The sequence below is a fragment of the Carboxylicivirga litoralis genome (assembly GCF_025499605.1).
GTDB lineage: Bacteria > Bacteroidota > Bacteroidia > Bacteroidales > Marinilabiliaceae > Carboxylicivirga > Carboxylicivirga litoralis.
The window spans coordinates 266,621-280,521 of record NZ_JAFMVC010000005.1 but is presented as its reverse complement, the minus strand read 5'-3'; the positions used below and the strand labels follow the sequence as shown (position 1 = coordinate 280,521).

Sequence of the window (13,901 nt, the reverse complement as noted above, 5' to 3'; positions counted from 1 at the left end):
AGGGATTTTCTTTTCATAGATTTGGAGTATAGGAGCTTTTGGTAAAGCCCCAGTGGTTTCTTAATTAAATAGCCGTACCTCCTTTTTCACCGGTACGAATTCGAATACACTCATCAAGTGGTGTTATAAATATCTTACCATCACCAATTTCGCCTTCCACCTCATTAACAGATTTAGCTCCTGCAATAATCGCGTCAACAGTGGTATCAACGAATTCTTCATTCACCGCAATTTCAACCCGCATTTTAGGGATTAATGCTGGGATAACTTTTTTGCCGCGATACACTTCCTCTCGTTTTTGGGCACCATGTCCTGATACGCGACTAACTGTAATTCTTGTAATACCTGCTGCTATAAGACTCTCGCGAACCTGGTCGAGCTGGTATGAACGTATAATAGCTGTTATTAATTTCATTATTCAATCTTTTTGCTGGTTAATTAATTAGGGTTCAACATTCCATATCCTCTTTCGCCGTGATAAGCATGATCCAGTCCCTGCATTTCTTCCTCTGGTGTCGATTTAAGTCCAAATAGTTTCTCAACCACCACTAAAATAATAAGCGTCAACACTACAGAGTAGGCAATAGCAATAGCCACTGCAGCTACCTGAACACCCAACTGTTGCCAGATGGTCCACATTCCTCCGGCGGCTTCGGCCGCATTAGCCATCCAGCTATCGCGAATAAAGAAGGTTAAGGCAATTGCTCCAACAATACCACCGACACCATGAATGCCAAAAGCATCCAATGAATCATCATAGCCCATTTTATCTTTAACAATCAGCATTAAGTAACAGATTACTGTTGCCAAAGCCCCCAATACCATAGCACCTAGAGGCTGTACAACACCAGCAGCCGGTGTAACAGCCACTAAGCCCGATAATATTCCGGATGCAAAACCTAAGGCCGTCATTTTACCCTGATGGAAACCTTCGATTAAAATCCATGTTAATGCTCCGGCTGCAGCAGCAACCTGTGTTGCTGTCAAGGCCTGTGCCGTGCTTAATCCACTTGAAACACTGCTACCAGCATTAAAACCAAACCAACCTACCCAAAGTAAACCGGCTCCCATCATCACCATTACCAGGTTATTAGGTTTCATTTGACGATGCGGATAACCTCTGCGTGCACCTAAGTAAATAGCCGCCACCAGACCACTAATACCTGCAGATATATGCACAACTGTACCTCCGGCGAAATCAATTGCCCCATCGGCTCCCATGTTAAATAAGAACCCATCTTCGGCCCATACCCAGTGACACAATGGATTATATACCAGCAATCCCCAAAGAGTGATAAATACCAGGTATCCCCTGAATTTAACACGCTCAGCAAATGCTCCTGCAATTAAGGCCGGAGTAATAATGGCAAATTTCCCCTGAAACATAGAGAATACATATTCAGGCACGCCACCTTCCATTACCGTTTCATCTATACCCTGTAAGAAAACATAATCCGGATTCCAGCCAAACCAACCTCCAAATACGCTTGGGCCAAAGCACATGCTATAACTCACCGTTACCCACAACACGCTCATGACGCCCATAGCCGCAAAACTGTGCATCATCGTTCCCAATACGTTTTTAGACCGAACCAATCCGCCATAGAACATGGCCAATCCTGGTACCATCAATAATACCAGCGCTGTAGAAGTAATCATCCACGCTGTAGCTCCCGAGTCAACCCCCGGTTGAGCACTTAATTCCATCAGACCACCCAAGCCCATAATTATCCCCAGGGTGGCCAGCATTCTTTTTTTTAACTTTAAATTCAATTTCATCTGTTTAGATTTTTTTCATTTCAGATGAAACTCCCATATAAATTTGGCTCCCCCTTTGTGTGACAATGGAGATATACGAATTTATCTGGTCGTCTCACGATAATGTGATAAAGGTTAATGATTGCCTGTCATACCATTTTTAAATGGATAAAACTTCGTAATAAATCAGCATTATCATAGAGAATTAAGAATCTTAGTTGAATCTCCATAAATCTGTTGCGCTGCTCTCCCGAAACTATTTTATGACATTTATCAGTTTTTTCGGTTGCAAATATATAAACGAGGGGTTTATTTACAAATTAATGCTATATATTTATTTTATACCCCTATTTATTTATATATAGAATAAATAAATAACACTTTATCAATTCATACCCCCTAATTCTTACAATTAGCACTTCATTGATATAAAAAGACTGACATCATTATTTGAATTAAGTAAATAATGATGTCAGTCTTAGCAAAAAAATATATCTCTTACTACTTCTTCAAGGCGCCTTTGGTAAAAATGTATTCTGGAATTTCCCCGTTAAATTCAATACTGATAATTTCCCAATCGGTTCCCTGGCCTTGTTTAAGCACATCTTTAAAATTAAGCTTCATGGGAAACCAACGTCCATCAATCTTTTTAAAATCACTTAAAGTCGTACGTTTTAAAAGCTGACCACTTTTAGCGTACAATTCTTCTTTTATAGGCAAATAATACTCGGTATCCACCCAAAGCCTTCTTGTTTCATAGGCTGCATCATCAACTTTAGCACTTAACTTCAGCACCTTTATTGCTCGTCCATCAATCACTTCTTCTGATTCAGTCTCTGCATCATAAACATCACTTAACTTACGATCATCCATTATATCTTCATAGGATAAGTCGGAACCCATTACCGATTGGCGCAACATATGCCCCGAAATCTGCACAATCCGATCATTAGCCGGATAATAAGTCCATAATTTATCGTCGAGCTTCAACATTTTAGTGCCCTTTTCGCGCGCCGGTGACAAATATTCTGTAAACGATTTTTCAGTACCAACCGTGTAGCTTATAGAAGTAATCGTCCTACTGTTGCGACGACCATGTATCGTCATACTTGATTCAACTATGCGGTTATCGGACGACATATTCTTGTCAATCTTTTGCATTATTTCACTGGCCGCCTGAGCGTACGTTAAAGTGCAAAAACAGACCAATATTAGTGGGATTATTATATTCTTCATAGTATTTAAATTGACTCGTTTTATAATTCCGTTCTTGTTCCTTCTATAGTTACACTTCCAATTCTTTAAATAATTGGGCAGTTTTACGCTTATAAATAGCATATCCAGCCAGGGCATTACCCAGTGTCATCGCCAGTAAACCAGGAATAAAACCTATATAGAATAATTCAGGCGTTACTTTAGCCCGGTAAACCGTTGGCATCATCATGGTCACGTTCTCCATTAAAGCACTAAAATCTATACCATTCTCTTGCAAGTAATACGATACAGCAATTCCAAATATCGATCCTACAATGGAACCGATGGAACCAATAATCATCGCTTCATAAATAATAGTCCTGAAAATATGGCTCTTTTCTTCTCCTAAAGCCAAGCGAACACCATATTCGGTATAACGGCGTAAACCACCCAACAAGCCGGTATTCCACAATACGATAGACATGGCTATAACAAATATCATTACCATCATGGCACTCATATTATCGGCCATATTGAGGTATTGCTTCAATGAAGGCTCATCGCGCAAACGTTGCATTATCGGCGCAAACTCATCATCTGTATCACTATGCTTTTGATTAAATGCATCGCGCACGATTAAGGCCTGCTCATCGTCGTATAATCCTGACTTAAAATAGCCCAGTACCTCTCCTGCTGCATCCGTCATATCAAAGGCCATTTCAGCATCTGTTATATCCATAATAATTGCTCCCCGGTCGAGCATAGCCATCCCAAAATTCAACGTACCGGCAACTTTAAAGGTTGGCACCACCATGCTTCCATACATGGTTGAACCCAAAATTGAAATCTCATCACCAATATTTACATCAAATCGCTCGGCAAACTCATCACTTATCAAAACTTCACCTGGCGATTGGGGCATTTGTCCCTTAACAATTGATTTTGGAATATTCAAGCGCTCAGCTTCTTTGGAATCTGGTGATAATAAATCAACGGCTCTGCCAGCAGCTGGCCCTTGCGCGCGCGTTTCTCCATTTTTATCAGGCACATCGAGCAATCCCCCAAACTGAATTCGCCGCACCCATTCCATATCGGGATAATCGGCAGATAATTGATTAATTAGCTCGCTCACTTCCAATAAGGCTAAATCGTTGGGAATTTGTGCTTCATTGTCAGCATAAGCACGCGTCATCACCTTCACATGCCCCATGGTATAATTGGCGTTCATATCAATCATATCGCCAAATACACCTTTCATCCAACCACTCATGAAAACCGTGAGAAAAACCCCTAATGAAACGACTACAACAGGTAGCAAGCTCCTGCTTTTATCGCGCAATATGCCTTTTAAAAGAAATTTAATCATGTTGGTTATATTTTTACTCCGAAGCTCATTGTCCGAAGTCTGTAATAGTTTCCTGTTTTATGTTTTGGGTTCCGCGTTCGGAGTTTCCTATTCTGCCATTCAACACTTTTTCGATTCCTCAATTCATCAGTTCATCAATTCGACAGTTCGACAGATTATCATCTTACTTTCCTTTTAAAGCATCCGTTGGTTTTAAATACGCAATCTTTCGCGCCGGTATGTAACTAACGATGGTGGATGATACTAAAACCACTATCACACTTAACACGACCAACCTTAGACTGTAATAGGGATACACCTTCTCGGCTATAGTTATCCCCATATCAGCACTTCCGAAATTAATCCCAATGGAATTAACCCAAATAAAAAACGGAATTCCATAAATGGCACCAAGCAGAGCAGCCAACAAACTATGCATGGCTCCTTCTATCGTAAAAATACCCACCACTTGTTGACGGGTTAAGCCCAATGCGATATAGGTACCAATCTCTTTTTTACGTCTGAAAATCGATAAGACCTGCGTATCAAAGATCGCTAATAAAGCAATCATCAATAAAATCATTTGGATGATCATACCACTGATGCGCTCCGAATTAATTAAATCATCCAATTCTTTTAACAGACGATCGGCTGACTGAAATGTCCAGTGGTCAATGGTCGGATTTTGTTCTAATTTCGACACTAACAATGTTGCTTCGTTTGTAAAACCCATCATCTCCTGCATCAGCTGATAATCAACATAGAACTGACCTTGATCTGCCTCAGCTACATCACAATTGAAAACAGCAGCAATTGTAAATTGTCGCGCATCAAAGGTGCCATTTTTATCGCGCCAGCGCAGCAATACAGCATCACCCTTCTGAAGCTTGGCTGCTTTAGCCATTCGCTTACCAATGATTGCAACATTGGGTTTATTAGGTGACAATAAACAATCGGTAGGTAATTTAAGAACCTCCTGCTCTTTAGGAATACCTCGTAACAAAACGCTCTGCATACGCCCCTGCGGATAAATGGTCGCTTGCTGAATTAATTCGGGCACCAACACCCCTTTATCAACGATTTGTTGCGTTTGCTCAGACAATTGTTGATGGGCATCATTTAAAGAATATACGTCGTACTTTTCATAGTCGGGGTGCCAATATTGACCCTGTGCAATTTCCCAATCCTGGGTATCGTCTCTGCTTTGCCGGTTCCAACCATCAATCATGGCATTATAAAAGACAATCAGGACAAATGCCAAGGACAAAACACTCACATTCAGCCAGGTTCTTAATCCGGCGCCCAACAGGTTTTTATAAGCTAAATTAAATGCGAGCATACTTTGACTGATGATTTATAATTTTGTATTTCCTAAACTCAGAACCTTAAACTTTTAACTATTCAACTTCTTCATTGTATTTTTCCTTTTAGCGCCTCTGTTGGGTTCATCCTTGCTATTTTTCGAGCCGGGAGATAACTGACTACAGTAGCTGCCAACACCACCAAAAGAGTCGTTGACAAAATCAATCCAAGGCTGTAATAAGGATAAATAACTTCAGCCATGGTAATGCCAACATCGAGCCCCCCGAAACTCAAGCCAACCGTATCGAGCCATAAGAAGAACGGAATACCATAAACCGCACCCAACAATGCCGCTAAAACACTATGCATACCGCCCTCAATTGTAAAAATACCCACTACCTGATTTCTGGTGAGTCCTAAAGCTACATAGGTACCAATCTCTTTTTGCCGCCTGAAAATGGACAATACCTGAGTATCGAAAATAGCCAGCAATGCAATTAGCAATAAAACACCTTGCAAAACGATACCTCCCCCCTTTTTCGATTCAATCATTTGATCCAATTCAGCTAATAAAAAGTCCAAATTTTTAAAATCCCAACCGGCAAGCACTTCTGGCTCTTCATTGGCGGTAACAAGTAAGGTAGCTCTATTATTAAAGCCCATCATGTCTTGCATCTTCTCATAGTCGATATATATTTGACCATTATCCGCACCAGGTACATCGCAATAGAAAATAGAAGTAATGGTGATTTCACGAGCATCAAAAGTGCCATTCTTATCGCGCCATCGTAACAAAACCCGATCATTCACCTTTAGTTGAGCTGTTTTGGCCATTCTTCGCCCAATAATTGCCTGCAAGGAATTTTTATCTCCCTGCAACGAATCAGTTGGCAACTTCAAAATGATTTGATCAGTAGGAACGCCTTTTAATAATATGCTTTGCATACGTCCCTGCGGATAAATAGTCGCTTGTTGAATTAAGACCGGCAGCAATTGTCCAGCCTTAACTAATTCATCCACTTGCTCTCCCAGCTCCTGGTTAGCATCTTTTATACTATAAACATCCAGTTTGTCGTAGTCAGGATGCCAATATTGACCATTAGCCACCTCCCATTCTTGCGTATCATTTCTTCCCTGCCTGTTCCAGCCATCTATCATGCCATTGTAAAAGATAATCAAGACAAAAGCAAAGGACAGTACACTAACATTTAGCCAGGTACGTAATCCTGCGCCAATCAGATTTCTATATGCCAGTTTAAATGCTACCAATTGTTATATTAGTTTAAAGGTTGATGAGTTTATCAGTTTAAAAGTTTATTAGTTGAAGAGTTGACAGGTTAATAAACTTACACACTATCAGCCATGACCGTTTCATCTTTAACAACTCTGCCATCTGCCAGTGATATCTTTCGTTTTAAATACTGCATTACTTTTTCGTCGTGCGTTGAAAACACGAACGTTACACCCAACTCTTCATTCAAAGTTTGCATGGTTTGCAAAATATGGTGCGAGTTTTTAGAGTCAAGATTTGCCGTGGGCTCATCGGCCAGCACAATTTGCGGCTTTTTGACCATTGAACGGGCAATGGCCACTCGCTGACACTCTCCTCCTGATAACATGGATGGCTTCGATTTTTCCTTATCGGTCAATCCCACCCATTCCAGCGCTTGCATAACTGATTTACGCCTGTCGTTGGCTGACATATTTTGCAATAAAAGCGCAAATTCAACATTCTCATAAACCGTATAAACGGGCAGTAAATTATAGGTCTGAAAAATGAAACCAATATGATGATTCCGGAGGTGAGCAGCCTGCTTTTGACTTAATTGGGCAATGGAATTACCTAGTACTGTTGCTGTACCTTCACTTGGTACATCCAGTGAACCTATAATATTAAGCAATGTTGTTTTGCCCGAACCACTTGGCCCAACCAAGCCAGCAAATTCTCCTTTTTGAAGTTCCAGGTTAATATCTGTAAGGGCTGTAAAATAACCATTCCCTACCGGAAATCGTTTCGTCAGACTTTGTAATTGTATCACCTTATCGTCCATATTACTATTGGTTTTATGAGCTTAAGTTAGGCATATTAAAAGTTATAGACCAACATCAACTGAATTCCGGTGCCTGCAAACAGATTTTCAGCATTGGCCTGCATAATCATGTTATAATCATCTGGATTCCAATAGCCCATTATATTTAAAGCGATTGAATCGTATTGTTTGCTCCAGTTGATAAAATTATAGAATTGCTTATCGGCCCAATTATAGAACACAATGGTATTTAAATTATCAAACATACCAATTGGATAGTTCAAAGACAGGGCACTAAAATTGACTGACTCATCAAATCGAAAGGCTTTTTCATTATACGCCGTCACCAAATGTTCGGCAAGTACATTTAAACCATTACCAAATCCAAAGGTATAATCAAGCCCCAGGTTAAGACTCATTTGATTGGTGAAAGCCCCCAAATCTTTTATCGTACTTACCCATGCTCCTTCAAACCAAAAACCAATCACTTTGTCCAAACGGGCATCTATACCCAGTCTGTTTTCCGGTATTTTTTCAAAAGAACGAATTGCTTCATCTAATCCACGGCTATCAGCCAAACGATGATGATAAGAAATGGCTGCTTCACCTAATGGTATAGGCAACTGAAAACGCCCACCAAATTCCGGAATCCGATGATTACTTTCTATAAACTCCCAGCCTTTTAGATTGTCATTACCATACAATACCCATAACCATAAATTGGCATTATTCATAAAATAATACCGCATCAATCCACCCCAAACACCATCCGTTAATTGAAGCGGATCACGTGGATCCACCTGATCAAACCACATTAACGGACGCAATAAGGTGGCCGAGCCAAAGTTTATTTTTTGTAGTCCAACCCTGAATTCTAATTGCTCATTTGAATATCGTGCCCAAATTCGATATGGTGACAACTTCCCATTCCAGTCAGATGAATCGGGAATATGCACACCAACATCACCAACTATATTGGCAGACCCTTCAAAATCAATCAAGCCACTGTTGGCCAGTGTTATTTCATAATTAAGCTGCGGAATAAAGCGTGCCCCAAAATACATCGGGTAAGGATTATCGGGATTATAGTGCCCCCAGCCTACCACCTGACCTTGCCAATCAACCGCACTTGTTTCTGAACTAAGTTGCGACCAGGCATTCAGGCAAATTCCCCAAAGCATTATGGCAGCTACGTACCTCATTAGCGTTTTTTAGGCATTAAACCATACAATAGAAAATTAATATTCTCAAGTGAATACTCCCTAAAAGAGCTGTATTGACTGAGTAGCTCATCATTCTGAAGCGTTTCAAATACCTTATCCAACTGATACATTATAAATTCAATCTTCACATCTCTTCGAATGATGCCTTCCTCCTGAGCCTGAACCAGAACAGAGTACATCATTGTTTTACCTTCATTCTTATAATGCTCTAGTAAATTAATCAGTTCGGTTTCATTGTTTTTATAGATATCATTAACAAATTCAATGCTTATATCTTTAGATATCTTCACCTCCAAAAAAATAGCCTTACTTACTTTATCTTCAACCGCTAAATCAGATAAGATTACAGCCGAATAATCATCCATAACTTGTTCCATCATATCTGTAATAATGGCTTTGGCCAATGCTATTTTATTCGGAAAAAACTTATAAAAGGTCATCTTACTTACCGAAGCCTCCTGACAAATTTCTTCTAAGGTTACACGTCTCAAACCATGACGCCAAAATTTCTCTTTGCCTTTAGCCATTATGGCCTGGTATTTCTTGTTATTCGAATGGTCTTTCATAACACACAAAATTACTACACTCACAAATATAGACGATTATTTTATATTATTATTAAAATCGTCCATTTTTAACAATTGCGAATAAAAAAGCCGAAATCCCATAACGAATTTCAGCTTTTTTATATAAATTATTTATAATCTTACTTTTTTAAGGCATTGTAGATATAATAAACACCAGCGATAACAAAAGGAACACTAAGCAACTGCCCCATATTAAAGGTCATTCCTTCTTCAAAAGCTTCCTGGTTTTCCTTAACAAACTCAATAAAGAAGCGCGACAAGAAAATACCGATTAAGAAAATACCAAAGATTAAGCCTTGCTTTTCTTTAGCTTTTGTTTTCCAATAGGTAAAGAAAGTAACGACAAAAGTAATCAGATAGCATAAAGCCTCGTACAATTGCGTTGGGTGCTTGGCAACTTCTTCGCCACGACGCTCAAATACAAAACCCCACGGTAAGTCGGTAGCATGACCATATATTTCTGAGTTCATCAGGTTACCTAAACGAATAAATACAGCTGTTAGAGCCACTGGTACTACCAAACGATCGAGCGTCCAAATCATACTTTTTTTGGTTACCTTCTTCGAGTAATAATACAGTGCTATCAATATTCCAATGGCCCCACCATGACTGGCCAATCCGCCTTCCCATATTTTTATGATATCGCCAGGATGCTGCGAGTAATAATCCCATCCGTAGAAAAACACATGGCCCAAACGTGCGCCCACTATGGTGGCAATCACCACGTACATAAAGAGCTTATCAAGCCACTCTTGCTGGATACCTTCGGACTTAAACATTTTTTCGATAATGTAATAGCCCAGCATAAACCCCATCGCAAACAGCAAGCCGTAATAACGCACATGAATGAAACCGACTGAGAAAATCTCCGGATCAACATTCCAATTGATTGAATTTAGAATCATATTTTCTGTATTAAGTATTAAGAGTTAAGTATCAAGATGGTTTATTGTCTAAACACCTTATCACACTTCGACTCCCTCAGTGAGCCTCTGGGCATTAAGTCTTTAGTCTTGATACTTATGTCTTATGTCTAAAATTTACAATCCTTTACCATGACATTGCTTGTATTTCTTACCGCTTCCACATGGACAAGGCTCATTTCTACCCACCTTTTTCTCAACACGAACCGGCTCTACACGCTCTGGTTTCTTCTGACCACCTTCGGTTGAACCATTGCCACGCGAGAACTCATCTTTACGCGCTTGCATCTTACTATAATCCTGACGCTTGCGCTCCTGAGCCTCCTGAACACCATCGGCATTTTGAATTGGAATATGACCTTTTGACAATAATGAAACAACCGCTTTATTATTTTCGCCCACCATGGTTTTAAATAAGTTGAACGACTCAAACTTATAAATCAACAATGGATCTTTTTGCTCATATGTCGCATTCTGCACTGCCTGACGCAAGTCATCCAATTCACGCAAATGCTCTTTCCAGGCATCGTCAATGGTCACCAACATAGACGCTTTCTCGAATGAGCGAACCAATTCTTTTGATTCACTTTCGTAAGCATCCTTCAGGTTGGTTGTGATATTATATACCTTCTGACCATCGCTGATTGGTACCACAATGTTTTTATACATCTCAGACTTGGTCTCATACACGTCTTTAATAACCGGATGAGCTTGTTTAGCGATGATTTCACCTTTACGCTTGTAGGCATCCCACATTTTAGCGAACAACTGCTCTGATAATTCATCAACTCTTCCTTTCAGGAATTCCTCTTCTGCAAATGGTGATTGCGCTGAGAATATGCGAATTAACTCCAGCTTGAAACCTTCGTAATCACCAGCTTCCTGGTATTCGGTCACAATATCGGCACAAGTATCGGCCATCATATTGGAAATATCCACCTGGATTCGCTCACCATATAAGGCATGGCGACGTTTGGTATAGATAACCTCACGCTGCGAGTTCATCACATCATCATATTCCAACAGACGTTTACGAATACCAAAGTTATTCTCTTCCACCTTCTTCTGCGCACGCTCAATCGATTTGGTAATCATGCTGTGCTGAATCATCTCACCATCTTCCAAACCAAGGCGGTCCATATATTTCACGATGCGATCTGAACCAAACAAGCGCATCAAATCATCTTCCAATGACACAAAGAACTGAGATGAACCCGGGTCACCCTGACGACCGGCACGACCACGTAACTGACGGTCGACACGACGTGATTCGTGACGCTCAGTACCAATAATAGCTAAACCACCAGCATCTTTCACTTCTTTCGACAACTTAATATCTGTACCACGACCGGCCATGTTGGTGGCAATCGTAACAACGCCAGCCGTACCGGCATCAGCCACAATCTCTGCTTCTCGCTGGTGCAACTTTGCATTCAGTACATTGTGCTTAATACCGCGCATTTTTAAAGTACGGCTTAACAACTCCGATACTTCAACCGATGTTGTACCCACCAATACCGGACGACCTTCTTCCACCAAACGGATGATTTCGGCACTTACGGCATTGTATTTCTCACGCTTAGTTTTGTAAACGATATCTTCCATATCGTTACGCTGAATTGGACGGTTGGTAGGAATTACCACCACATCTAATTCATAGATATCCCAAAGCTCACCTGCTTCAGTTTCCGCCGTACCAGTCATACCCGACAACTTGTTGTACATACGGAAATAGTTCTGCAAGGTAATAGTGGCATAGGTTTGTGTAGCCGCTTCAACGGTTACACGTTCTTTGGCTTCAATGGCCTGGTGAAGTCCATCAGAGTAACGACGGCCTTCCATAATACGGCCTGTCTGCTCATCTACAATCTTCACTTTGTTGTCCATCACCACATATTCCACATCCTTTTCGAATAAGGTGTAAGCCTTTAATAGCTGGTTGATGGTATGCACTCGCTCCGACTTAATGGAGAAATTCTGGATAATCTCATCCTTTTTCTTGGTACGCTCCTCTTCCGACATGGTTTCTTTTTCCAATGCCGCCACTTCGGACCCCACATCAGGTAGTACGAAGAAGTTTGGATCCTCTGAAGAACCTGTAATCAAGTCAAGTCCTTTATCGGTTAACTCAATGGAGTTGTTTTTCTCATCAATCACAAAGAAAAGCGGGTCAGTAACAATGTGCATGTTCTTACTGTTCTCCTGCATGTAGAAGTTCTCTGTCTTCAACATACTGGCTTTCACCCCAACTTCACTTAAGAACTTAATGATGGCTTTATTCTTTGGCAATCCTTTAAAAGCACGAAGTAATAGCAATGAACCTTCTTCCTGCTCTTTTTTATTCGATGATTTTAACTTTTGCTTGGCTTCTGCCAATACACCCGTCACCAATTTCTTTTGCGCCTCTACAATCTTCTCAATCTTTGGCTTTAAATCGCCAAATAACTGGTCATCACCTTTTGGCACCGGACCAGAAATGATCAAAGGCGTACGTGCATCATCAATTAACACCGAGTCAACCTCATCGACAATAGCGTAGTTATGTGGTCGTTGCACTAAATCATCTGGTGAAATAGCCATGTTATCACGCAGGTAATCAAACCCAAATTCGTTGTTGGTACCGAATGTAATATCTGCTTTGTAAGCAGCACGACGCTCAGGCGAATTAGGGCGGTGCTTATCAATACAGTCAACCGATAAACCATGGAATTGGTATAAAGGTCCCATCCATTCCGAGTCACGCTTAGCCAGGTAGTCGTTCACCGTTACCACATGAACACCACGTCCGGCCAACGCATTCAGAAACACCGGCAATGTGGCCACTAATGTTTTACCTTCACCGGTCGCCATCTCGGCAATTTTACCGCTATGTAGTACCACACCACCAATCAGCTGCACATCATAGTGAATCATGTCCCAGGTAATTTCGTTACCTCCGGCAGACCACGAATTATAATAGACAGCGTTATCGCCTTCAATCTTCACAAAATCTTTAGTAGCTGACAAATCGCGGTCGAACTGCGTTGCTGCCACTTCCACTTTTTCGTTTTGAGCAAAACGGCGGGCGGTATCCTTTACAATCGAGAAAGCTTCTGGCAAAGCATCTGTTAAGGCTTGCTCTAGCTTTTCTGTAATGTCTTTCTCCAGCTTATCAACTTCTTTATATATCTTTTCTTTTTCACCAACTGAAATCTCTGATGACTCCGTCTTCGCTTTTAACTCAGTAATTTTATCCTGCTCAGCCTTAACAGCTCCCTGAATACGCTCACGCAATTCAGTCGATTTCTGACGCAACTCGTTGTGCGATAGTTTCTCAATTTGCGGGTAAACCTCTTTGATTTTCTTCACAAAAGGTTCCACCTCTTTCATATCTCTGTCGTACTTGTTTCCAAACAATTTGGAAATCAAACCCGTAAGTGCCATATTATTATATTTATTAGATTTTTAGATGATAGACATTAGACTAAAGACAGTCTAATTAAAATATTTCTTTCGCTACCGCGCGAATCCTTTCGCGTGGTTAATTAGCCACACGAAAG

At 40.6% G+C, this 13,901-nt stretch carries 11 protein-coding genes; all 11 read right to left on the bottom strand.

All coding sequences use genetic code 11. The annotated features are described in order from the left end of the window. Nucleotides 1–64 precede the first annotated feature (64 nt). A complete protein-coding gene (locus J1N10_RS07525) occupies nucleotides 65–415 on the bottom strand; it encodes a P-II family nitrogen regulator (protein WP_262326079.1) in 351 nt (116 codons plus the stop codon). Nucleotides 416–438: 23 nt separating this feature from the next. Further along, nucleotides 439–1,779, bottom strand: coding sequence for an ammonium transporter (locus tag J1N10_RS07520; RefSeq protein ID WP_262326078.1), 1,341 nt, complete (start codon nucleotides 1,777–1,779; stop codon nucleotides 439–441). Between the two features lie 480 nt (nucleotides 1,780–2,259). After that, entirely contained in the window at nucleotides 2,260–2,994 is a 735-nt protein-coding gene (locus J1N10_RS07515) for an outer membrane lipoprotein-sorting protein (RefSeq protein ID WP_262326077.1), read from the bottom strand. A 49-nt stretch (nucleotides 2,995–3,043) separates the two neighbouring features. Continuing rightward, complete coding sequence (locus J1N10_RS07510; protein ID WP_262326076.1) at nucleotides 3,044–4,318, bottom strand: ABC transporter permease; 1,275 nt, start codon at nucleotides 4,316–4,318, stop codon at nucleotides 3,044–3,046. A 163-nt stretch (nucleotides 4,319–4,481) separates the two neighbouring features. Next, nucleotides 4,482–5,636 (bottom strand): ABC transporter permease, encoded by a 1,155-nt coding sequence (locus J1N10_RS07505; RefSeq protein WP_262326075.1) that lies wholly within the window; start codon nucleotides 5,634–5,636, stop codon nucleotides 4,482–4,484. A 71-nt stretch (nucleotides 5,637–5,707) separates the two neighbouring features. Continuing rightward, on the bottom strand, nucleotides 5,708–6,868 hold the full coding sequence (locus J1N10_RS07500; RefSeq protein ID WP_262326074.1) for an ABC transporter permease: 1,161 nt from the start codon (nucleotides 6,866–6,868) through the stop codon (nucleotides 5,708–5,710). 77 nt (nucleotides 6,869–6,945) lie between these two features. Continuing rightward, nucleotides 6,946–7,650 carry an ABC transporter ATP-binding protein gene (locus J1N10_RS07495; protein WP_262326073.1) on the bottom strand — a complete coding sequence of 235 codons (705 nt, stop codon included), beginning with the start codon at nucleotides 7,648–7,650 and terminating at the stop codon, nucleotides 6,946–6,948. Between the two features lie 35 nt (nucleotides 7,651–7,685). Further along, nucleotides 7,686–8,831 carry a hypothetical protein gene (locus J1N10_RS07490; protein ID WP_262326072.1) on the bottom strand — a complete coding sequence of 382 codons (1,146 nt, stop codon included), beginning with the start codon at nucleotides 8,829–8,831 and terminating at the stop codon, nucleotides 7,686–7,688. Further along, the gene (locus J1N10_RS07485; RefSeq protein ID WP_262326071.1) at nucleotides 8,831–9,418 is read right to left on the bottom strand and encodes a TetR/AcrR family transcriptional regulator; all 588 of its coding nucleotides are present in this window, start codon (nucleotides 9,416–9,418) and stop codon (nucleotides 8,831–8,833) included. Before J1N10_RS07485 ends, J1N10_RS07490 begins: the two co-directional genes overlap by 1 nt. Before the next feature lie 140 nt (nucleotides 9,419–9,558). Continuing rightward, entirely contained in the window at nucleotides 9,559–10,344 is a 786-nt protein-coding gene (lgt, locus tag J1N10_RS07480; RefSeq protein WP_262326070.1) for a prolipoprotein diacylglyceryl transferase, read from the bottom strand. Nucleotides 10,345–10,479: 135 nt separating this feature from the next. After that, on the bottom strand, nucleotides 10,480–13,785 hold the full coding sequence (gene secA / locus J1N10_RS07475; RefSeq protein WP_262326069.1) for a preprotein translocase subunit SecA: 3,306 nt from the start codon (nucleotides 13,783–13,785) through the stop codon (nucleotides 10,480–10,482). Between the last annotated feature and the right edge of the window lie 116 nt (nucleotides 13,786–13,901).